22 protein-coding genes and 2 tRNA genes are annotated in these 21507 nt (G+C 48.9%); 11 read left to right on the top strand and 13 right to left on the bottom strand.

All coding sequences use genetic code 11. The features are described 5' to 3' along the window. Together PKH29_09415 and PKH29_09410 are read left to right on the top strand one after the other, a co-directional pair. A partial coding sequence (locus PKH29_09415) for a peptidoglycan DD-metalloendopeptidase family protein (GenBank protein ID HNX15054.1) occupies positions 1 to 1490 on the top strand: 1490 nt, incomplete at its 5' end. A gap of 346 nt (positions 1491 to 1836) precedes the next feature. Then, positions 1837 to 1974: a hypothetical protein gene (locus PKH29_09410; GenBank protein HNX15053.1), complete on the top strand. Its 138-nt coding sequence runs from the start codon at positions 1837 to 1839 to the stop codon at positions 1972 to 1974. A gap of 60 nt (positions 1975 to 2034) precedes the next feature. Here PKH29_09410 and PKH29_09405 read toward each other — a convergent pair whose 3' ends face one another. From PKH29_09405 to PKH29_09390, 4 genes are all read right to left on the bottom strand, one after another. Then, positions 2035 to 3138, bottom strand: a complete 1104-nt coding sequence (locus PKH29_09405) for a Gfo/Idh/MocA family oxidoreductase (protein ID HNX15052.1) — start codon at positions 3136 to 3138, stop codon at positions 2035 to 2037. A gap of 24 nt (positions 3139 to 3162) precedes the next feature. Further along, positions 3163 to 3816: a ThuA domain-containing protein gene (locus tag PKH29_09400; GenBank protein HNX15051.1), complete on the bottom strand. Its 654-nt coding sequence runs from the start codon at positions 3814 to 3816 to the stop codon at positions 3163 to 3165. 63 nt (positions 3817 to 3879) lie between these two features. Continuing rightward, positions 3880 to 5595 (bottom strand): hypothetical protein, encoded by a 1716-nt coding sequence (locus PKH29_09395; GenBank protein ID HNX15050.1) that lies wholly within the window; start codon positions 5593 to 5595, stop codon positions 3880 to 3882. A gap of 93 nt (positions 5596 to 5688) precedes the next feature. Beyond that, positions 5689 to 6447, bottom strand: a complete 759-nt coding sequence (locus PKH29_09390) for a GNAT family N-acetyltransferase (protein HNX15049.1) — start codon at positions 6445 to 6447, stop codon at positions 5689 to 5691. A 126-nt stretch (positions 6448 to 6573) separates the two neighbouring features. On the opposite strand from PKH29_09390, the gene PKH29_09385 reads away from it, so the two are divergent. The 9 genes from PKH29_09385 (at position 6574) to PKH29_09345 (ending at position 12569) form a co-directional block, all read left to right on the top strand. Continuing rightward, positions 6574 to 6647, top strand: a tRNA-Gln gene (locus tag PKH29_09385). A gap of 158 nt (positions 6648 to 6805) precedes the next feature. Continuing rightward, a tRNA-Pro gene (locus PKH29_09380) sits at positions 6806 to 6882 on the top strand. Between the two features lie 176 nt (positions 6883 to 7058). After that, positions 7059 to 7856, top strand: coding sequence for a methyltransferase domain-containing protein (locus PKH29_09375; GenBank protein ID HNX15048.1), 798 nt, complete (start codon positions 7059 to 7061; stop codon positions 7854 to 7856). 263 nt (positions 7857 to 8119) lie between these two features. Further along, positions 8120 to 8686, top strand: coding sequence for a chromate transporter (locus PKH29_09370; GenBank protein HNX15047.1), 567 nt, complete (start codon positions 8120 to 8122; stop codon positions 8684 to 8686). Continuing rightward, entirely contained in the window at positions 8683 to 9255 is a 573-nt protein-coding gene (locus PKH29_09365; protein ID HNX15046.1) for a chromate transporter, read from the top strand. Before PKH29_09370 ends, PKH29_09365 begins: the two co-directional genes overlap by 4 nt. 230 nt (positions 9256 to 9485) lie before the next feature. Next, entirely contained in the window at positions 9486 to 10460 is a 975-nt protein-coding gene (locus tag PKH29_09360) for an ATP-binding cassette domain-containing protein (protein ID HNX15045.1), read from the top strand. Then, the gene (locus tag PKH29_09355; GenBank protein HNX15044.1) at positions 10457 to 11260 is read left to right on the top strand and encodes an ABC transporter permease; all 804 of its coding nucleotides are present in this window, start codon (positions 10457 to 10459) and stop codon (positions 11258 to 11260) included. The genes PKH29_09360 and PKH29_09355 overlap by 4 nt, the downstream gene beginning before the upstream one ends. Before the next feature lie 2 nt (positions 11261 to 11262). Continuing rightward, a complete protein-coding gene (locus tag PKH29_09350) occupies positions 11263 to 11796 on the top strand; it encodes a hypothetical protein (protein HNX15043.1) in 534 nt (177 codons plus the stop codon). After that, positions 11793 to 12569, top strand: a complete 777-nt coding sequence (locus tag PKH29_09345; GenBank protein HNX15042.1) for an ABC-2 family transporter protein — start codon at positions 11793 to 11795, stop codon at positions 12567 to 12569. Before PKH29_09350 ends, PKH29_09345 begins: the two co-directional genes overlap by 4 nt. On the opposite strand, the gene PKH29_09340 is transcribed toward PKH29_09345, so the two are convergent. From PKH29_09340 to purM, 9 genes are all read right to left on the bottom strand, one after another. After that, positions 12570 to 13478, bottom strand: a complete 909-nt coding sequence (locus tag PKH29_09340; GenBank protein HNX15041.1) for a TIM barrel protein — start codon at positions 13476 to 13478, stop codon at positions 12570 to 12572. Continuing rightward, on the bottom strand, positions 13475 to 14275 hold the full coding sequence (locus PKH29_09335) for a M55 family metallopeptidase (protein HNX15040.1): 801 nt from the start codon (positions 14273 to 14275) through the stop codon (positions 13475 to 13477). Before PKH29_09335 ends, PKH29_09340 begins: the two co-directional genes overlap by 4 nt. A 15-nt stretch (positions 14276 to 14290) precedes the next feature. Further along, positions 14291 to 15964 carry a glycoside hydrolase family 13 protein gene (locus PKH29_09330; protein HNX15039.1) on the bottom strand — a complete coding sequence of 558 codons (1674 nt, stop codon included), beginning with the start codon at positions 15962 to 15964 and terminating at the stop codon, positions 14291 to 14293. Positions 15965 to 16091: 127 nt separating this feature from the next. Beyond that, positions 16092 to 16748, bottom strand: a complete 657-nt coding sequence (locus tag PKH29_09325; protein ID HNX15038.1) for a lysoplasmalogenase — start codon at positions 16746 to 16748, stop codon at positions 16092 to 16094. A 39-nt stretch (positions 16749 to 16787) separates the two neighbouring features. Beyond that, the gene (gene purD, locus PKH29_09320) at positions 16788 to 18041 is read right to left on the bottom strand and encodes a phosphoribosylamine--glycine ligase (protein HNX15037.1); all 1254 of its coding nucleotides are present in this window, start codon (positions 18039 to 18041) and stop codon (positions 16788 to 16790) included. A 32-nt stretch (positions 18042 to 18073) separates the two neighbouring features. After that, positions 18074 to 19249, bottom strand: coding sequence for a phosphoribosylaminoimidazolecarboxamide formyltransferase (locus PKH29_09315; GenBank protein ID HNX15036.1), 1176 nt, complete (start codon positions 19247 to 19249; stop codon positions 18074 to 18076). A 33-nt stretch (positions 19250 to 19282) separates the two neighbouring features. Continuing rightward, a complete protein-coding gene (locus PKH29_09310) occupies positions 19283 to 19978 on the bottom strand; it encodes an IMP cyclohydrolase (protein HNX15035.1) in 696 nt (231 codons plus the stop codon). A 4-nt stretch (positions 19979 to 19982) separates the two neighbouring features. Continuing rightward, a complete protein-coding gene (purN, locus tag PKH29_09305) occupies positions 19983 to 20570 on the bottom strand; it encodes a phosphoribosylglycinamide formyltransferase (protein ID HNX15034.1) in 588 nt (195 codons plus the stop codon). Continuing rightward, the coding region (gene purM, locus PKH29_09300) for a phosphoribosylformylglycinamidine cyclo-ligase (GenBank protein ID HNX15033.1) at positions 20567 to 21507 on the bottom strand (941 nt) is incomplete at its 5' end. The genes purM and purN, both read right to left, overlap by 4 nt.

The following is a 21507-nucleotide window of genomic DNA, read 5'->3' as shown; positions in this document are numbered from 1 at the left end:
AGATCGCGAAGCAGCGCCGGGAACTCGAAGGAATCAAGGAAGAGCGTAAACTGCTTGTTCGTACAGATAATAAACAGCTGACAGTCTGCGACAAACGAATTACCCAGTATGAACGTTCAATCCGACAGCGTGTTTTCAAGTACAGTGTCCGGATTTTTTCACCTGTTCTTGCATTGATCTTATTGATCGGCTCGCTATTGGTTTGGAACGGCTTGGAGGTTGCGCTGCGGGTCGAATATAACGGCATCGATCTCGGCTATATCAAAAACGAGAGCGTTTATGATGATGCCGTCGCCAGCATCGAGGACCGCATCATCGGAATAGAGACCAGATATAATTTTTCAGCGACGCCGATTTATAAAATATCTCATATTGCGGCCGCTAAAATTCAGGATACCGAACAGTTTGTCAATACTTTCTTATCTGCAGTTCTCGGCGATGAAGTCGATGAGGCAATCGGCGTATACATAGACGGTAAATTCTTGCTTGCGGTCACCGAACAGGAAAAGCTTAAGACGTTCATGGATTCGCTGCTTGAACCGTATCACAGCAGTGAGAAGAACGCTGTTGTGGGATTTTTAAACGACGTCACCTTCGAATCTGGTATGTATCCGACAGTTAATATCAAAACCTATGATCAGGCGGTTACAACTTTGGGAAAGGTTGACACCACGACCGTAAAATATACCTGTGTCAAAAATGACACAACTTCTGTTATCGCGGAAAAAAACGGATTGACCGAAGAAACGCTGTTGAAATTAAATCCCGATATTGCTTCAAAGATCAGCAAAGGGAAAGTATTAAAGATCACTGTGCCCGAGCCATTCTTACCGGTAAAAATCTCGATACGCGTAACTTATCAGGAAGCCCTTCCTTACGAGACAACGGTAAAATATTCGTCCTCGCTCTATGAGGGGCAAACCGAAATCACTACCGCCGGGCGTAACGGCACCCAGGAGATTGTAGCCGACATCATCAAAGTCAACGGCGTCGAGGTCTCGCGTGAAATTATCAGTTCCACCGTCACCAAGGAACCCCGCAATGCCATTAAGAAAGTCGGTACCAAAGCGGTTCCGAAATCAGCGCCGTCCATCGCAGATTTCAACGGCGTGACAGTGACCGGTAAATTTATGTGGCCGGTGGATGGAGGGCATATTACCTGCGGTTGGTTGGGGTATAAAGGCCATTATGGTTTGGACATCGGAGCGCCGAAGGGAACGAACATCTACGCGGCCGACGGCGGCGTCGTCGTCTATGTGCACAGTGGGAGCTCCAGTTACGGCAAAGAGATCGTCATCGACCACGGAAACGGATATGAGACCCGATACGGCCATTGCAGCAAGATTCTGGTCAAGGTCGGCGATAAAGTGGAAAAAGGAGACGTCATCGGATTGGTGGGCAGCACCGGAAACTCCACCGGCAACCACTGCCACTTTGAGATCATCAAAGACGGCAACAGAATTAATCCAAAATCGTTTATAACAGGTTAATTAACTAATCTTATAAGGCAGCTTCCGGCTCGGAAGCTGCCTTATTCGTTATAACACGGGTCGCTCAACCAATGGTTTGGCAAAACTCAACTTCTGATTGTTGGAACTCAACCGATGCGTTCGATATACTTTGAAAGCAGGACGGAGAGCGGTTTTTAGGAGGTATGACAACATGTTTAATATAGATGAAACGGAGCGTCTTATTTACGACGCGCGAATAGAAAAAAACATGAACCAAACGGAATTTGCTGACCGACTTTGCGGCATTAAAACCGTCAGTTCGATCACTCTGTTTTTTCACAAAGAACTGCCGCAGCGAATTTGTAAAATAAGAGGAACAATTTTTATGAAACTGTTTGAAAAATTCTATCTGTTTAAAAACACTGCAACAGATGCCGGCAAAACCCCTCAAAACGGGAACTGCGGGGAGATTCCTTACCGGACGGAAGTCGACTCCAGGCTCGCTTTCCGCCGATTGCTGTAATCAGAAAAACCCACGCACCGCATAATGCGTGGGTTTTTTGATGATCAGGTTATAAGTGACTTACTTGACACCGCCCGGGATCGGATCGCAGGGTAGCGGGGCAGGGCGTTTGCAAGTGGATTTGAGCTTATAAAACTTATTGGGTTCTCCGCTGATGCCGAAGCCGCACATGATCTCAAGCACGTGGTTGGTCAGTGAGCAGTTGGCGCGGTTTTTAACGCCGTCCTCCAGCGCCTGTGCCATGTCCGAGACGCCGAGTCCGCGGCTGTTTTCTGCATACGGATGGGTGAGCGGCATCTCTGTAAAATTTGGCGAGTTTTTAGTCTTGACTAAAACCGGGCCGCCGAAAGTATTCGGATCTGGTACGATTATTGTACCCAGCGTTCCGTAGATTTCAATGCGCGGCAGCTGACTGGCCCAGACGTCAAAGCTCATGATCACGGTGGCGATGGCGTCGTTTGCAAACCGCATCGTACCCGCGACATGGGTCGGAACTTCAACATTAACAACGGTCCCGAATTTGGGCTGGCTGGTGATCGTGCGGGTCGGGAAAGTGATATTTTGCATCGCCGCAACCGCTTTGACCGGACCGAGCAGATTGACCAGCGCAGTCATGTAATACGGGCCCATATCGAGCATCGGGCCGCCGCCGGTTTTATAATAAAATTCGGGACCGGGGTGCCAGCTCTCATGCCCGTGGCAGACCATGAACGCACAAGCGCCGATGGGTTTTCCGATGATGCCGTCGTCCAGGAATTTGCGGCAAGTTTGAATGCCCGCACCCATAAAAGTGTCTGGCGCTCCGCCGAGCAAAAGCCCTTTTTTCTCGGCCAGTTCCACCAATTCACGACCCTGTTCGATGGTCAGTGACAGCGGCTTTTCGACATAGACGTTTTTACCGGCTTCGAGCGCTCTTTTGGAAAGCTCGTAATGGGATTGCGGAGTGGTGATGTTTAGGATGATGTCAATTTCAGGGCATTCAAGCATCTGCTCGAAAGTCATGATGTGCGGTACGTGGAATTCTTCAGTTTTGGTTTTTACCCGCTCGTGAATCAGGTCGGCGGCAGCGTAGACTTCGGTATTTGTGAAGGTCTGTGTCAGGTTTTTAAAATAGATGCCGCTGATATTACCGCAGCCCAAAAAACCGATTTTTGCTTTTTTCATATCGATTAATAACCTCCCGTGTATTTATCTTGTTGCCCACAAAAAGCCGCGGCGCATCAATTCTTTTGCCTCGGCGATTTCGAAGATCTGATAGGTATGGCCGAGAGAACTGTAAAATACGCGTCCCTCACCCCATAATTTCGTATAGACAACCGGAACGGCGACCGAACCGTTCGCGGCATGAGGCCCGTTTACCGTCGGGAAAGCGGTAGTGGCAAGCACATTAGCCGCCGGGTCGACATGGATATAATATTGCTCGCTGGATACGTCAAAGTCCCCGATGCCGTCGATAATCGGAGAAGACGAAGATTTAACAATATTGATGCGGTAATCGGTTCCGTCGTTTCCGGGATGCGCAACCCACTGGGAACCGGTCAAAAACTGCCATTGCGTACTGTTTCGGAAAGAATCGCACATGCCGCCGTGGCAGCCCGCGATGCCCATGCCCTCGGCGACTGCCGTGCAGACGTTGTCGCAGTATTTTCCGTCGATCTCACCCATCGTCCAGATAGGGACAAAAAGATCAAAAGTACGCAAGTTGTCAAGGTCAGCCAGATAATCGAGTGTATCCGAAATCGTCACTTCAAAACCTTCACCGCGTAAAATTTCGGCGAATAAATCGCCTGTTTCTTTTGGGGTATGGCCGTTCCAGCCGCCCCACACAATCAATGCTTTCATGTTGTTGATCCGTCTTTCTGAAAATTTAAATGGTTGCGAGAAAATTAAAGTTTATATCTGATGTCACCACCCTGTATTAATTATCGGGTTATTGAGATACCCATCTGTAGGCAATACAGCCGGCACATCGGAGAATTCCACCGAAGTTAGTTTCTTATTTTCGGTGAAAACCAACAGCGTCCGTCCGGAAATCGCAAGCGCGTTCGGCTCGCCGATCACGGTTATTTGTGCGGCGATCCAAGTATATTTCGTGTCGACAACTGTGATGTTATAAGTCGTCTTTCCGGTCTTTTCCGCAAAAGCGAAAAACTTGCCGTCCCCGGAGAATGCAGCCGGAAGAGACCCGTTTGACTTTTCATTGCCTTTGCTGATTAAAATCGGCCTGCCGGTAGCACCGATTGTGCAAAGATAGAGTTGATATTGATCTTCGTCATATTCTAAGACAGTGTTTGCGGCGAATTTTACTCCGAATGCCTGCGTGAAATTGAAATTCCCGACGGAAGGGAAAGGAGTCGCTGTTCGGCTTTCGATGTCGAACACGCCCTTATCTTCGGTTGATTCATAACCCAAGTAAGAATAGGCAAAATGCGTATCGTCAATACGCGCTTTGAAAGCATAACTATAACTATCCATTCCGTCAGGATCATTACCAATGACTCCTGTCATCAACAGTGTGAATTCACCGTTGCTCTTGACAAGATACAAACTCCCATCGGCATCCTGCAGGATATAGGTTCCGTCGGAAAGATACGAATAATTCCCCGATTTTACATCGGAGGAGAGTTGATTTCCGTTTATATCAAAACGCCGCTCGGAATAGGCGGCCTTTACCGTTCCGTCGTCTTCAACGAAACTCTGCGTCTGCCAAACGAGGAAATTTCCGTTGTTAATCCGTTCAAGACCGACATCGGCATGTCCTTTCCAAAGCTTGATGAAATTGACGGCTGTTTTAAAATCTGGTTTAAAAATCTTCAAATAATACTGAACCTTGCTGACCGGGTCAGACTCGTCGACTTCATACAGAAGCATTGCAATATTGCCGTTATCAAGCGTCAAAGCACTTGAAATTTTATGGTTGCCGAGGATTTTGGAGACAGACACCGCATCCGGGGATTCAAAGGTCTTCGGCGGCGTATAAAACGTTTTATCGTAAGAAAGATCCTCACATAAGAACTCGTACAGCTGCTTATAAGTGGAAATGCGCTCGTCCTGATTGGTCACGAAACCGAGTAAAAGGCAACTCGACGCATTTTGCTTTAAAACAACCTGAATCCAGATCAGGCATTCAAACTTCTGTTCATCGGCCAGATAGGTTTGATTTTCAATCCCCGGAACCTCCGAGACCGTTTTAAAATTAATCGGATATTCAGCCAGATAGACACCCGCGTCTTTATAAAAAATACCGCTGTCGATGCCTGTATGCGCAGAAACGCTGAAATCGCCGATATTGATATCAACGACGCCGAACGGCGCGAGATTGGCTTTGACAAAACTTAAAGCGAACTCCTTTGCGCCGCCTGCATTGGTCTCGGCTGTAAACTGCCCGGCAATTACCTTTTCGCGGGTATATTCGGTGTTGACCACCCAACTGCCGGTGAAACCCTCCGACTCGCTCGGGTCGCGCTCAAAGGTTTGAGAGACGACCGGTGGGGTATAGGAAGAACCTAAAGACGATGAAGGCGAAACAGAGGTGGAATCGGTTTCCCCGGGAAGCGAAATAAACGCGCAGCCGGTGGCTAAGAGCATCAGGGAAAGGATAAGGGAAAGCGTTTTTTTCATTTTAGTAATCATCCTTTAGGTTATGGATGTTTTATACTTTTGACTATACCAAGAAGAATAAAACTCCGGAATTTGACAATATTTTTCAAACTTTCAGCCGATGGAATAAGAACGATATTCACCTGCGAAGGCATAACCCAGTTTCTGTGCCAGCAGGCAAGAAGGCATATTCGCCGCATCCCAACTCGGGTAAATACCTTTATCAAGGCATTCTAAAATCAGCTGTGCGCCGCAGGCCGAAGCCAGCCCTCTGCGCCGGTATTCCGGTTTGGTTTCAATCTCAATTTCAATTCCGTCGTCATAGACGATATAAGACGATGCGCCTGCAATGGGTCTGCTGTTATACATTGCGGCAATGCCGAAACCTTTTGACAAGAACTCCGATTTCGAGGGGAAGTTTTCAATGAGTCCCAATAAACTGCTCTCCTTGTTTAAAAGATCATAAATCGTTTCATCGATGGGTTTTATGTAAAATCCGTCGGGCAGATCAGCAGCATATCTTTCAAGCAATCCCCGATTAAAAACGCCCGGCTCCTTTTTAAAACCATAACGCGTTCTTCTTTGTGCTCTCGGGCCGAGGATGTTTTCGATCATCTCAACCCAATTCGGTTGAGGGATTAATTCGGTTCCGGCCGGTACGAATTTCAAAAGTTCAACGGCTTGAACGCTGGCGGGATTTCCACCGACAAACGAAAAGCCGAAGTTGACGATCAACGCTGCTGTCGGAAAATCCGGGTCATCGGTAAACGCTTTACCGCTGTGTCCCTGCAGGCAGGACACGATCAATTTATCATCGCTCCACGAAAACAGCGGCGCGATGTTTTTCATCTTGCATAACGGTACTGTCTTCATAATCAGTCCTCCAGGCAGTTCTCATTTTATCATAACAGATTGTAAAAGACAACCTTGAAAAATCGAAAAAATGTCTATCGGGCTGTTGACAAAGAAGGTGGGGTGTGATAAAATTACCGTTGCCATTGCGGAATTGTGTAATGGTAGCACGGCAGACTCTGACTCTGTTTGTGAGGGTTCAAGTCCTTCTTCCGCAGCCAACGGGCAGTGCCCGTTTCAGAACGCGTTAATATCGTGCAGACCGGACAAAGGGATTCACGCGGCGTACACTTTATTATCAGTGGGTGCATAATTAACGCATAAGTACTTCAGATCCGGCGTGACAAACGACCTGCGTCAACAACGCAGGTTCAATTATCGGGGTGTGGCTCAGTTTGGTAGAGCGCTTGGTTCGGGACCAAGAGGCCGTGTGTTCGAATCACATCACTCCGACCAAAAAAAGCACTTGCAACTTGCAGGTGTTTTTTATATCTAAAAGCATTTTTTCACTGGGGAGATAATTCCTGCAAGGGGAATGGGACTATTCCCACATTGAATCCCTGCTAATCACGTATACCGGCAAGAAGAATTCATATTTATTAAGAAATTTTTAAAGCGGAAAGAGGCAAGGTATGGACATATCCACAAAAAACGCCGACCGTTTTTCCGGATTTGCAAACGCTTACGATCAGGTGCGGCCGCAGATGCCGCTTTATCCGGTCGAAGTTATCACACAGTATCTTGGGAAAAAACCGGGACTTGTGGTCGATCTGGGCAGCGGAACCGGTCTTTCAACAGAAATTTGGAAAGATCACTGCGAACAGGTAATCGGGGTCGAGCCGAATGACGATATGCGTGCTGTTGCCGAACAAAAAGCGGACAAAAACATCTCATTTATTAAGGCTTTCGGACACGAAACAGTTCTTGAATCCGACTGTGCGGATGTGGTGATCTGTTCGCAGTCGTTTCACTGGATGAACCCGGACTTGACATTAAAAGAAGTTGACCGAATCTTAAAGAAAAACGGCGTCTTTGCAGCAGTTGACTGCGATTGGCCGCCGGTCTGCGGTTGGCAAGCCGAAAAGGCTTACATGGAGTTGTCAGACGCAGTATCCCGTATTGAAGAAAAAAATTTTGATTTCAAAAACGGCTTTGTTCGATGGGATAAAGACAAACATTTACAAAACATCACAAACACCGGTTTTTTCCGTTACACACGCGAAGTCATCTTTTCCAACACCGAGCCCTGCGACGCCGATCGTTTTATCGGTATCGCCCTGAGTCAGGGCGGACTGCAGAGTATTATCAAACAAACCCCCGGTTTAATTTCAGCTGATTTGGAAAAATTGATTGAGACCATGCAAAACCTATTCGGCGACCGCAAATTTGAAGTGGATTTTGGTTATCGTATGCGAATAGGCGTGAAATGATTTTTTGTTTAAAAACGTCCGTCGGATAAATGTGCGGCAAACGTTTTTACTAAAGTAATGTAACCGGTATCTGCAGGTCAACATGAGCAGGATTTCGACAAGAGATAACAAAATTCAAAATGCATAGTTAAGAAATGATTGTAACAACTACACTTCGTAACACATCTGTATAATACCTTTGAAAACGACAGTTAATATGTTAAAATAGATACAGACTTTCCATGCGGGTCTTTTAGCTTTATTTCGGGAGATTTTTATAAATCATGGGAAAAATAAAATTAAAAATTCTGTGGCAGCTATTCGTCGTTTTTTTTAAAGCAGGCACTTTTACTTTTGCAGGAGGGCTTGCCATGCTTCCGGTCATCGAAAACGATATTGTTGTCAAATATAAGATGATGCCGCGTGAGGATTTTTTAGAATACGCGACGCTGTCGCAGTCCCTTCCGGGTGTAATCGCTTTGAATTGCGCGACCTTTGTAGGAAGGCGTGCTGCCGGTACGCTCGGGATGCTCGCGGCCGGTTTCGGCGCCACCATTTCGGCGTTTGCGCTCATGATTGCGGCAACAATTTTGTTGAATATTATCCCGCAGCAGGGACCTGTCGCCGGTGCTTTCAGGGGGATTCGCGCTGCATCGGCAGCTTTGATTTTCGCCGCGGCATTCACCCTCGGGCGGCATAATATCAAAACCGTTTTTTCGGTCATCGTGATGCTCGCGGCTTTTACCGCGGTGATTTTCTGGAACGGCGGCGCGCCTTTTGTCATTTTGGCGGCTGGTTTTGCGGGCTATTTCTATCAGAGAATCAAATCGAAGAAGAAGGCCGAAAAATGATTATTAAGTTATTTGAATTATTTGTTTCCTTTTTTAAAATCGGTATTTTCGGTTTTGGCGGCGGCTATTCAATGTTGTCGATGATCATCGGCGAAGCTGATAAATTTTCAATCTCTGCAGCTCAAATGGCCGATCTGAACGCTCTTGACATGGTGGTTCCGGGACCGATTGCAATCAATGCCGCGACCTATGTCGGATATCTTTACGCGGGCGTTTTCGGCGCGGTTTTTGCAACGTTCGGTGTGATTTTACCCTCGTTCATCATTGTGACATTGATCATGCGCTTCATTGCGAAGTATCGGGGTAATAAAATCATGGACGGCTTTCTCACGGGCGGTAAACCGGCGGCAGTCGGCTTGATTGCGGCAGGTGCGGCGACGATCGCCGCAAGCGTGCTGCTGCAGCCCAATGCCGTTTTGTCTGCCATTTTCACGAATCCGCTCGAAACCATATCGATTTTTCTGGTCGCAGTCTTTGCCGTGACTGCGGTGGCAAACATCCGCTTTAAAGTAAATCCGATTCTATTGACCGTCCTCGCCGGTATAGCGGGTGCTTTTTTAGCCAAGTGATTTATTTTCGCTGAAATTTCCAAAACTTTCGCAATAGGTCTTGACAACACGATATCGCTTGAGTATAATCTAAACTCCGCGTCTGCGGCTGGACGCTTGATGATATTTCACCGGCACCTACTTTCCGTCCGAATATCGAACGGAGAATTTTGCTGTCTGCCGAATTCAAATGATGATGTCGTTCTTTCGGCGTCTTAATCCAACGCGTTCATTTAATGGGGAGAACAAAAATGATTGAATTGAAAAACATCAACAAGACCTTCAAAATCGCCAAGCGCAACGCGGGTTTCGGCGAAGCCGTCAAAGCGCTTTTCAAAAAAGAGTATACATACATCCACGCATTGAACGACTTGTCGTTTACGATCAATGACGGCGAGATGGTCGGCTACATCGGCCCAAACGGTGCGGGGAAGAGCAGCACGATCAAGATCATGAGCGGCATCCTTACACCTGACAGCGGTGAGTGTGTGATAAACGGACGCACGCCATGGAAAAACCGTATTGCCCATGTGCGCGAGATCGGTGTGGTCTTCGGTCAACGCAGTCAACTCTGGTGGGATGTGCCGGTCGCCGACAGCTTTGAGCTGATAAAAGAAATTTATAAAATCAGCGATGCTGTCTATAAAAAGAATCTGGACGAGATGACGCAGTTGCTTGATATCGGAGAGATCATCCGGACACCTGCGCGCCAACTCTCGCTCGGTCAGCGGATGCGCTGCGAAGTCGCCGCGTCGTTATTATATGACCCGAAAATTCTGTTTTTAGACGAGCCGACCATCGGCCTCGACGCGGTCTCGAAGATCGCCGTACGCGACTTTATCAAGACCATCAACCGCGAGCACGGCACGACCGTAATTCTGACCACCCACGATATGCAGGACATCGAAGCCTTGACAAAGCGGATTTTATTGATCGGAAAAGGCCGAATCCTGCTCGACGGCGAACTGGAAGAGCTGAAACGCCGCAACTCGACCCATAAGACCCTGACGGTGGACTACACCGGAAAATTGGATGGGCTCGCGGATGGCATGAGCATTTCAAATAATCTCGACGGGCATGCAATCATTGTAATTGATACAGAAAAAATACCGGTTTCGGCTGCTATTGCCAAAATCTCCGAGCAGGCCGAAATCACCGATCTTTCGGTAGCCGGAGCAACCGCCGAGGAGATGGTCGTGGCGCTTTATAAGGAATTTCGGATATGAGAAAGTACCTGGCCTTCTTTAAAATCAGATTTATTAATGGATTGCAATATCGCGCTGCCGCGTATGCCGGAATGGCAACGCAGTTTTTCTGGGGATTTATGACGCTGCTAATTTTTTGGGCATTTTACAAAAGCGGTGCAAACGAGTTCCCGATGACTTTTCCGCAGCTGGCGAATTACATCTGGATGCAGCAGGCTTTTTTAATGCTTTATGCGGCATGGTCTTTTGAAAACGATATCTTTGACGCAATCACGGGCGGCAATATCGCCTATGAGCTCTGCCGGCCTGTTGACCTCTACTCCATGTGGTTTATTAAAAACATCGCGGCGCGAGTGGCAAGAGTTTTGCTGCGCTGTCTGCCGATTTTAATTGTGGCAGTTTTTTTGCCCGTGCCGTTCAATTTGTCAGCACCGATGTCTTTGAGTGCAGGTCTGTTATTTATTCTTTCGCTCGGTTTGGGGTCACTGTTGGCGGTTTCGGTAGTGATGTTAGTCTATATCGCGACATTTTATATGCTGTCCTCGTTGGGAATTCGGATTCTGTTTGGCAGCATCACTGAGTTTCTCTCAGGTGCGATTATTCCGCTGCCGTTCTTTCCTGAGAGTGTTCAGAAAGTTTTATACATTTTCCCGTTCGCCTATATGCAAAATGCACCGTTCCAGATTTACAACGGTTATCTGTCGGGTTTTGAGGCCTATAAAACCATCTTGATTCAAATTTTTTGGTTGGCGGCTCTGTGGCTCATCGGGCGGTTCGCGATGTCGCGGGCTCTTAAAAAAATCGTGGTGCAGGGGGGTTAAAAATGTTTTTATATCATGTGAGCGAAGAATCGAATATCGAACGCTTTGAGCCGCGTCTGCCTTCCCGCAAGGATTTGAACCCGAACATCGGATTGGTCTGGGCGCTGTGCGAACGGACGCTGCCCAACTTTCTGACTCCGCGCAACTGTCCCCGGGTGACTTATCACATCGGCAAAAACACCACTCAGGATGATATCAATCGCTGTTTACCGAACGGGTATTCCCATGCAGTTATTATAGAGACCGACTGGATGGAGCGGCTGCGCAAAATCATGCTGTACCTGTATCACTTCGACCCCTCAGGTTTTTATCTTCAAGATGAAGTTGCGGGATATTACGTTTCCGAAAAACCGCAGATTCCGACCGGAAAAACCGTAGTTACCGATTTGAAGAGCGAATTGAAAAGGCGGAATGTCGCTCTGATGACGGTGAATAACCTTTGGGAGATTTCCGAGGAAATTAAAAAGACTGGCTTCAACTGGTCGATCTGCCGCATGGCTTATGCAAAAGCAAAACCGGAGGAGGGAAAAACATGAAATTGTATTTTAAATATGCCTCGGTTCTGCTGCGTAGCCAAATGCAATATAAAACCTCGTTTGTGCTGACGGTAATCGGGCAGTTTCTGGTCTCTTTTACGGGTTTTTTGGGTGTGTATTATATGTTCAGCCGCTTCAACTCGGTCGAGGGCTTCACGTTTTCGCAGGTGTTGCTGTGCTTCGGCGTACTGCTTGCGTCATTTTCGCTTGCCGAGTGCTTTGTACGCGGCTTTGACACGTTCCGGGGCATCATCTCAAACGGCGAATTCGACCGGATCATGGTGCGCCCGCGCAATGAGATATTGCAGGTGCTGTCCACGCGCATCGATTTTTCCCGAATGGGACGTTTTCTGGTATCGGTCGGATTGCTCGCATACGCCATCGCAAATAGCGGCGTAAATTGGACGCCCGACCGGATTCTGACATTGGCTTTTATGATTATAGGTGGATTTATTGTCTACGCGGGCTTGTTCGTCGTCTACGCAAGCATTTGCTTTTTCACCATCGAGGGACTGGAATTTATGAATATCTTCACCGACGGTACCCGCGAATTCGGCAAATACCCGCTGTCGATCTACGGCGAGGGCGTTCTAAAATTCTTAACCTATGTTATTCCGATTGCGCTGTTTCAATATTACCCGTTTTTATATCTGATCGGCCAATCGCAGAACAAACTTTATATGTTTCTGCCGTTGATTGCCGCGCTCTATATTTTTCCGTGTCTGTTATTTTGGAAGTTCGGCGTCAAACACTATAAATCCACCGGCTCGTAATCACATGGCTGCCCAGGCCCTGTCAAGCAACGCAAATGAATCGGCAATCGTTCGCTCTATGGAGTTCTCTCCGTCAATGGGGCGCATTTCAAGCACCAGCGGGTTGCGTTTGGATTTGTCAAGATAGTCAATTTCAAGCAGCGCTTTTAATGCGATTGTCAGTTCGCGTTCGCAGATTTCGCCGCCCTCAATACCTATCGGCGGGTGCATGTCGCCATAGAGCGGGCAGCATTTGTCTTTGAGCACGCAATTGCCCAGATGGACACGTTGAATCCTATTGCCGCATTTTAAAATGGACTCGCGGATGTCCTCACCCATCAGCGGCAGGTGCGCGATATCCAGTTCGATTCCGATGTTGTTATGTATCTTGCCGACACGATCAACAAGTTCGACGCATTCGTCAATCGGGCCGTATAAAAACTTCTTATCCACCGTTCGGTCAAACGGTTCAAGCAGCGCGGTGATGCCGTATGGTTCGAGCTCCTTGCAAAACCACAGGCAAAACTCATTAAACTGCTCTTGCGCCTCGGCTCGGTGTTCCGGAATGTCCGCGCCCGAGACGAATACAAAACTCATTGCTCCGGCTTTGACCGCCTGCTCGATTTGATCCCGCACGATGATTTTGGTGAGTTCGCGCTCGGTCAGATCAATCGACCCGAGCGAGATTTTACGCGCCGGGAATAAGTGCATGGCATAAGCCGATTCCTTGCTGAAGTGTTTCACCGCATCAATCGCTTTCGAGCGCCACGGCTCGGCATATGGTACACAAAAATCAAAGGTCTCGATATCGGATATGCTTGCAAATCTCGCAAGCGTGTCTGCGTGGTATACGGGATCGTTGACGCAGTTTTGATAGAGCATATGATGAACCAGCCCGAGTTTTGCGTATTCTCTGATGTTGCCGTTCATAATGCTTTAAAAACCTCGGACTTGCGAACCAGGTATTCAGCCCAGCATTGGATGGCAGTTTCACCGGTAATAGCAGACTTACCGTAAATCTCATGATACTTTTCAGCATATGATGTATCGAAAAAAGTAAATTCGAGCGTGGTATTGCCGGAAGGTTTCGGTACATATTTAGAAGTCGACTTCGCGGCGTGCAGAGCAGCAAAATAGATCAGTTTGCGGGTTTTTTCAAGTGGATAACAAAGTGCGCCGGTCTCGGATAACGACTCTTTGACCGTAACGCAGGTCACACCGCCCATCAGCGACTTCACCTCAGCAACGCCCTCGGAATCCGCCGTAATCATGAGGAGCGGAACGCCAAAGCTGTCCGAAATTGCCGTCTCCATACCGATCTCCCCGACCGATTGCCCGTCCAGCAAAATATCCTTGATATCGGATTCATAGGAGTGGTTGAGCAGTGCGTCTTTCGTTCCTGCTTTGGAATGCAGACCGAGCAGAATCATCCCGTCAAACGAAGCGTCCAACCCGCCCGCCGATTTCACCGTATAATTCGGTTTTCCGCAGATCGGGAAGACATATTCGGGCAGCTTGTCGAGTGCGATGTTGCGTCCGTAATAATGCATATCATAGACGTAAATTTCTTCCGCGCCGCCGTCGTGCAGTCCTTTGATCGCAGCCAGCAGATCGCTCATAAAATATTCGCGTCCGCCGGTATATTCGCTTCCGCTGGGTGCTGCCTGTTTGGGGTTGACAATACCGCTCGCTCCCTCCATATCGCACCGGATCATAAACTTTTTCATCAGTTATTTTCCTTCCTAAATTATTCCGATGAAGAATTCCTGTCCCGGAACAGTCAATGTATTGTCGGTATAGTTTCCGTTACCGAATAATCGCTCTGCTTTTTCAATCTTGAGCTGAACCGGTTCATCAGAGCGATTGATGAAACACAACAACAGGTTACCTTGTTTTTCCCGAACAAAGGCGAAACAATTCTTATCTGCTTTGATAATTTTAAAGTCAGCATCGGCAAGCATCGGATGGTCTTTTCTGAGCTTACCCAGAGCCGCAAAGTGTTCGGTTAGGCCTGCGTTCGGATGTTCCCAATCAAAATAACAGCGATTAAACGGGTCGCTGTAGCCCTGCATGCCGATTTCGTCGCCGTAGTAAAGCGATGGGATGCCGAACAGCATGTAATTCAACGCGGAAGCGAGTTTCACCCGCTTGATGCCGAGGATAACTTCATCAGGCGACAAGCGCTTTTTTGCCTGCCATGTCCGGTCATGCCCGTCCTGCGGTTCCCCTGCCAGACGGGTAATCAGCCGCGCGGTGTCGTGGGTGCCCAGATGGTTCATCAAAAGCGAAAGCGTCTGCTGGGGGTAGTCGTTTTGCAGCTCATTAATAATGCCCGACAACCATTTGTAATTGCCGTCACGGATAAAGGCGATTACAGCATCGGACACCGGATAATTCATCACGCTGTCGAGTTCTCCGCCGAGCAAATAGTGCCGTCTGTGCCCGTAACTGATTTTATTGGAGGCGTTTTCCCAGACCTCGCCAATCACGATCGCGTCGGGATTTTCGGCTTTTGCTGCCGCATAGATTCTGCGGATAAACTCCTCGGGCAGCTCGTCCGCTACATCGAGCCGCCAGCCGGATGCGCCGAGGCGAATCCATTTCCGGATTACACCGTTTTCACCGGTGATAAATTCTGAAAATCCGGGATCGGTCTCGACAGTGTTCGGCAGTGTGCGCACGTTCCACCAGCATTCATATTCATTCGGCCAATGCCTGAAACTGTACCAAGAAAAATAAGGTGAGTTTTTTGTATTCGCCGCGCCTTTTTCATGATATCGGGCTGCGTTAAAATATCGGCTGTCAGAACCGGTGTGTGAAAATACGCCGTCTAGAATGAGTTTTATGCCGCGTTTTTTAGCTTCCTGGGCCAGTTCGGAAAAATCTTTTTCGTCGCCGAGCATCGGGTCGATTTTTAAATAATCAGCGGTATTGTAACGGTGGTTCGAGTGCGCTTCAAAAATCGGATTGAGATATAAAATCGTCACCCCGAGCGATGCCAAATAATCGAGCTTCGCTGTAATCCCCGCGAGGTTACCGCAATAATAATCGTTGTTTTGAACAGCGAAATTGCGGTCGAGGTCGGCATATTCGGGCAGTTTAGCTTTGTCCGCCACGATCCGGCGGTCGGGATAGAGGTTTTTGCAATCCCCTGCCTGAAAAAATCGATCAGGGAAAATCTGATAGATCACGCCGCCCGCAAAACCCTCCGGTTCTTTCAAATTGCCGTCAAAAACAGTCTGCTGCCAGAAGTCGCGCCCCTCCGGCTTGATGATATTCTCGCCGATGGTAAACCGATAAAAAAACAGTCCTGGTTTTTTAAAAACATGTGAATAACACCAACGCTCCGTACCGTTTTCGCAGTCTTGCCAAAGCATCTCATAGCGTCCGAGATCACACAGATTCTCATCAAACAAGCAAAACCGTACTTCTACTGCGCCCGCAGAAAACGGCAAAGGCAGACAAAATTCGACCCTCGTACCGTCCGAAACGGCACCTACGGGGCTTTTACATACTTTTGATTGCGGATTATATAATGTCATATCAAACACTCATGGTCGTCACAAACACGGACAGCCCGAATAAAAATTGCGCCGAATAATAAAAGGTCAAGGAAACGATATCGCTGACGCGCGATTTTTTCACAAAGATATTGCGTGCGAGCATCAAATCGGAAACGACGAAAAAGGCCGCACCGACAGCCAACAAAATCCCGCGCGTGCTGAGGGATAAACACGCGGGAACGCCGAGTGCCAACATTGCATTGAGAATAACCGAATAAACCAAAAGCGGTGCAAGCGTCTTTCCCGCTTTTTTAAAATAGTTATGAAATATCACCCAGACCAATAGCAGACCGGCGAGGAAGATCGGCAAACTGATATACCATTTAAACTCATGAGTCTGCAAAAACGCCGGAATATAGAATAAATGACCGAGTAGAAATGCGAACACGCCGAGCACAAAGCTGACGCCAATCAACACATCGGCGATCAGGCAAATTGACATTGCAATCATCATCAATAATCCAAATGTGCCGGGAGTGCGGAGATATCCGATGACGATTAAAGCCAATGCCATACCGGTCGCCATCGCTTTAAAAGTCAGTGAAAGCGGCTTTTTTTCCGCGGGGGAGCAGGACATTTTGAGATAAACGGGTTCAAAGACAAAAAATAGCGCGGCTCCGAGAATTGCGATCATCACCCAATCCAAACTTATCCCCTCCGATTCCATATTCTGTTATCAGTATAGTACGCCGATGTCGTTTCTGCAATACTTTCCTTGAAAATTGATCTTTTTCGCAGCTTCGTAGGCGCGGTTCAAAGCTATTTGCAAATCGTCCCCGGTCGCGGTGACACCGAGCACCCGTCCGCCGTTGGTCACGATTTTTCCGTCCTTGAGCTTGGTTCCTGCGTGGTAAACAATCGCACCGCATTTATCAAGTCCGATAATCTCATAACCCTTTTCATAATGACCGGGATACCCGCCGCTGGCAAGCACGACGCAGGCCGCACAGCCGGGTTTGACCGAAAATTCCACCTCAGCCAAATGCTGTTCGCGCACGGCAAACATGATGTCGACCAGATCTCCGTCGAGCAACGGCAGCACTACCTGAGTCTCTGGGTCGCCGAAACGGGCGTTGTATTCAAACATTTTGGGGCCGTCAGCGGTCAATATCAATCCAAAAAAGATAACACCTTTGAAGTCAATTCCCTCGGAAATAAGAGCTTTCAAAGTGGGTTGGAATATCTTTTTCTCGATGATTGCCGCCACTCCCGGTGTATAAAGGGGGTGGGGGGCAATAGTGCCCATTCCGCCGGTGTTCGGGCCCTGGTCACGGTCGAAAATCTTCTTGTGGTCTTTGGCGGTCGCCATCGGGCGTATGGTCCTACCGTCGCAGAATGTCAGCATGCTGATCTCGACGCCTGTTAAGAACTCTTCGATGACGATCTTTTCGCCCGAAGCGCCGAACGCCTTATCCAAAAACATGGTTTTTAAAGCGTCAACGGCTTCCTGCTCGTCTTTCGCAATGATCACGCCTTTGCCGAGTGCCAACCCATCGGCTTTGATTACAGTCGGGTATTTATTTTGCGCTTTCACATAGGCAAGTGCGGCTTCGAAGTTGTCAAACGACTCATAGGCGGCGGTCGGGATGCCATATTTTTTCATCAAATATTTCGAAAAGACCTTGCTGCCCTCGATGGCAGCGGCGGCCTTATTCGGCCCGAATGCCGCGATACCCTCGTTTTCAAGCCGGTCGACAAGCCCCGCGCAAAGCGGGTCGTCAGGCCCGACGACTACAAGCTCAATTTGGTGTTCTTTCGCTGCTTTGACAATCCCGTCAAAATCCATCGCCCCGATGTCAAGGCAAGTTGCTTCCTGCGTGATTCCGGCGTTCCCGGGCGCGCAGAACAGCAACGGCGTATGCTTGGATTCAGCCAGCTTTTTGATAATGGCGTGTTCACGTCCGCCCGAGCCGATCACAAGAATGTTCATAAAATTACATCCTCAATATAAACAATTGAATATTAGTGGTGGAACAGCCGGATGCCGTTAAATGCCATCATGATGCCGTATTTGTCGCAGGTCTCGATCACGTTGTCATCGCGGATCGAGCCGCCGGGTTGGACAATGTAAGAGACACCGCTCTTGTGTGCGCGTTCAATATTGTCACCAAACGGGAAAAACGCATCGGAGCCCAGCGATACGCCCGTGATCGAATCGAGATAAGCCCGTTTTTCTTCTCTTGTGAATACGGGCGGTTTTTCTTTGAAAATCGTCTGCCAGACGCCGTCTGCCAGCACATCCGCATATTCCTCGCCGATATAGATGTCTATCGCGTTGTCGCGGTCTGGACGCTTGATGCCGTCGACGAATTTCAGGGATTGTACCCGCTCGCTCTGCCGCAGCCACCAGTTATCGGCCTTGGAACCGGCGAGGCGGGTGCAGTGGACACGGGATTGCTGGCCCGCACCGATGCCAATTGCCATTCCGTCATAAGCATAACAAACCGAATTGGACTGGGTATATTTAAGCGTAATTAACGCGACTAATAAATCGCGCCTGGCGTTTTCGGGCAGATTTTTATTTTTTGTAACGATATTGGATAATGTGCTTTCATCGAGTTTGATATTATTGCGCCCCTGTTCGAAGGTGATGCCGAAGACCTGTTTATGTTCGATCGGAGCGGGGACATAAGCGGAATCGATTTTGATAATGTTGTATGCACCCTTGCGTTTGCCTTTTAAGATTTCGAGCGCTTTCGGGGTATATCCGGGAGCGATGATGCCGTCGGAGACTTCGAGGGCGATCAGGGCTGCGGTCTGTTCGTCGCAGACATCGGACAGAGAGATGAAATCGCCGTAAGACGACATGCGGTCCGCACCGCGCGCTCTGGCGTAAGCCGAGGCCAGCGGGGAGAGCTCCATTCCGCTGACAAAGCAGGCCTTTTTGATCTTTTCGCTTAACTCACATGCGACTGCGGCACCCGCCGGACTGACGTGCTTAAAAGAAGTCGCGGCGAACAGTCCCGTGGCAGCTTTGAGTTCGCTGACCAGCTGCCAGCCGTTCAAAGCGTCGAGGAAATTGATATAACCGGGTCTGCCGTTGAGTACCTCGAGCGGCAACTCGCCCTCTTCCATAAAAATTTTCGCAGGCACTTGGTTGGGATTGCAGCCGTATTTTAAAAGCAGTTCTTTTGCCATTGGAACCATCCTTTCACATAAAAGCTCTCATGTTTACTTGATATTTTTATTTAAAATGCGGGTCTCCATATCGCCGCTCAGCGGATTTTCGTAACGCACAAACAGCGAGACCTTGTTGGTTTCGTCCAACACGTTCCATAAGGTTTTTGTAAAAGTATCGATATCGCCCTCAACCGCAACTTCGGTCGGCTCGCCGGTAAACGAGGGCAGGGGGTTTCCGTCGCCGTTATAAGTGTGGATCAGATGGCCGACGCCGAAGACGGGCGCATATTCAAAAAACTGACGATAGGTAGCGGTACTGTCCTGCGGCGCGCTCTTTAAAATCGAGAGCTTATAAACATCATCGCTATAGATGCCCGAGATGCGCGGCGTAAAATTAGGGCCGTCCGGTTCAAAGCTGCGGGTGCGCAGTGCGCTCTCAAAAGTACCGCCTAACCGAAGCGCTGCGAAAATCGTATCGGTTTGGTCGCCGTTGGTCACAATGGTCATGCCGTTATAACGGCGAACCGGATGGTAGATAATCAGCGACGGGTCAATAACTTTTGACGGGTCGAACGCCTCGGTCTTGAGTCCGCTGCCCTCGGTCTCGACAAATACGCGGTTGCGGCTGTTTTCGCTGCGGCCCATGATAAAATAGGCTATGACCTTTTCACCGTTCTTGTTCATACCGAGAAAAACGCAGCGGCCCGGGTAGCTGTTTTTTGAAAGCGCCTGTTCAATCGTCTTCATCTCTTCATTCTACCTCCATCGTAATTTTTGAGAGGATTTCCACCAAAAAAGTATGTTCGCGTTCCAAAATGCGAGCAGCCAGTTTTTCCGGCGTATCTCCGGGAAGCACCGGAACTTTTGCTTGCACCACGATGTCCCCGCTGTCATATTCGGCGTTCACCCGATGGATGGTCACGCCGCTGAAGGTCTCGCCGGCCTCAATAACCGCTTTATGCACGTTGATGCCGTACATGCCTTTGCCGCCGAATTTCGGCAGCAGCGCCGGATGGATGTTAAAGATGCGGTTTTCATAGGCCCGCAGAACCGGAAGCCCGATCTTTTTCAGGTAACCGGCCAGTAAGATTAAATTAGTCTCGTGCTTTTGTAAAATATCAAGTGTGACCCGGTCGAGTTCGTCGGGGTCGGGATACAGCGAAGCGTTGATGCAGTAGGTATCGATTCCCGCGTCCTTGGCTCTTTGCAGCGCGAACGCGTCCGCATTGTTGCTGAGTACACAGCACACCGACGCGTTGATTTTACCCGCTTTACACCCGTCAATGACCGCTTGAAGATCCGAGCCGTTGTGCGAAGCGAAGACCGCGATTTTCTTCATGCCAGTTTAACCTCGCCTGAGCCGTCTTTGACTTCACCGACCACATACGCGTCCTGTCCCATCGACTTGGCAAGTGAAATTGCCGCATCGGCATATTCGGACGGCAGGGCGATCAGCATGCCAACGCCCATGTTGTAGGTGTTGAACATGTCGTATTCGGGGATGTTGCCGGTTTGTTGAATTAAGTTGAAAATCGGCAGTACGTGAACTTTATTTTTTTCGATGACCGCGCCAAGGTGTTTGGGCAGCATGCGCGGGATGTTTTCGTAAAAGCCGCCGCCGGTGATATGCGAAACGCCGTGAATCGGGTATTTTTCGGCGAGCGCAAGCAGCGGCTTGACATAGATTTTTGTCGGGGTCAGCAGAGCCTCACCCAATGTGCAGTTCAGTTCGTCGACCTGCTGGGAAAGTACTTCGGGGGTGATTTTAAAGATTTTACGAACGAGCGAAAAACCGTTGGAATGCACACCGGACGAGGCGAATGCGACCAGCGCGTCGTCTTTTTGAATCAGCTTCTGCCCCTCGATGACCTTTTGACGGTCAACGATGCCCACCGAAAAACCGGCCAGGTCATATTCATCCGCCGGGTAAAAACCGGGCATCTCGGCGGTTTCGCCGCCGATCAAAGCGCATCCTGCCTGAACGCAGCCGTCGCACACGCCTTTGACGACGGTTGCAACCCGTTCGGGTTCGTTTTTGCCGAGTGCGATGTAGTCGAGGAAAAACAACGGCTTTGCGCCGGAGCAGATCACGTCGTTGACGCACATGGCCACGCAGTCGATGCCGACCGTGTCATGCTTATCCATCGTAAAAGCGATTTTCAGCTTGGTGCCGACGCCGTCGGTTCCGCTGACTAAAATCGGCTCCTTCATGCCCGAAAGATCGGGTGAAAACAGCCCGCCGAAACCTCCGATGTCGCCGACGACGCCCGGGATCA

This window comes from Oscillospiraceae bacterium, assembly GCA_035353335.1.
Classification (GTDB): Bacteria; Bacillota; Clostridia; order Oscillospirales; family JAKOTC01; genus DAOPZJ01.
Note: the sequence above shows the minus strand (reverse complement) of the source record. Positions and strands in the feature narration are given on the sequence as shown.

Coding starts and splice junctions, on each gene's coding strand:
- PKH29_09410 (HNX15053.1), top strand. CDS start 1,837: ATGAAACTGTTTGAAAAATTCTATCTGTTTAAAAACACTGCAACAGAT.
- PKH29_09405 (HNX15052.1), bottom strand. CDS start 3,138: ATGAAAAAAGCAAAAATCGGTTTTTTGGGCTGCGGTAATATCAGCGGC.
- PKH29_09400 (HNX15051.1), bottom strand. CDS start 3,816: ATGAAAGCATTGATTGTGTGGGGCGGCTGGAACGGCCATACCCCAAAA.
- PKH29_09395 (HNX15050.1), bottom strand. CDS start 5,595: ATGAAAAAAACGCTTTCCCTTATCCTTTCCCTGATGCTCTTAGCCACC.
- PKH29_09390 (HNX15049.1), bottom strand. CDS start 6,447: ATGAAGACAGTACCGTTATGCAAGATGAAAAACATCGCGCCGCTGTTT.
- PKH29_09375 (HNX15048.1), top strand. CDS start 7,059: ATGGACATATCCACAAAAAACGCCGACCGTTTTTCCGGATTTGCAAAC.
- PKH29_09370 (HNX15047.1), top strand. CDS start 8,120: ATGGGAAAAATAAAATTAAAAATTCTGTGGCAGCTATTCGTCGTTTTT.
- PKH29_09365 (HNX15046.1), top strand. CDS start 8,683: ATGATTATTAAGTTATTTGAATTATTTGTTTCCTTTTTTAAAATCGGT.
- PKH29_09360 (HNX15045.1), top strand. CDS start 9,486: ATGATTGAATTGAAAAACATCAACAAGACCTTCAAAATCGCCAAGCGC.
- PKH29_09355 (HNX15044.1), top strand. CDS start 10,457: ATGAGAAAGTACCTGGCCTTCTTTAAAATCAGATTTATTAATGGATTG.
- PKH29_09350 (HNX15043.1), top strand. CDS start 11,263: ATGTTTTTATATCATGTGAGCGAAGAATCGAATATCGAACGCTTTGAG.
- PKH29_09345 (HNX15042.1), top strand. CDS start 11,793: ATGAAATTGTATTTTAAATATGCCTCGGTTCTGCTGCGTAGCCAAATG.
- PKH29_09340 (HNX15041.1), bottom strand. CDS start 13,478: ATGAACGGCAACATCAGAGAATACGCAAAACTCGGGCTGGTTCATCAT.
- PKH29_09335 (HNX15040.1), bottom strand. CDS start 14,275: ATGAAAAAGTTTATGATCCGGTGCGATATGGAGGGAGCGAGCGGTATT.
- purD (HNX15037.1), bottom strand. CDS start 18,041: ATGAACATTCTTGTGATCGGCTCGGGCGGACGTGAACACGCCATTATC.
- PKH29_09315 (HNX15036.1), bottom strand. CDS start 19,249: ATGGCAAAAGAACTGCTTTTAAAATACGGCTGCAATCCCAACCAAGTG.
- PKH29_09310 (HNX15035.1), bottom strand. CDS start 19,978: ATGAAGACGATTGAACAGGCGCTTTCAAAAAACAGCTACCCGGGCCGC.
- purN (HNX15034.1), bottom strand. CDS start 20,570: ATGAAGAAAATCGCGGTCTTCGCTTCGCACAACGGCTCGGATCTTCAA.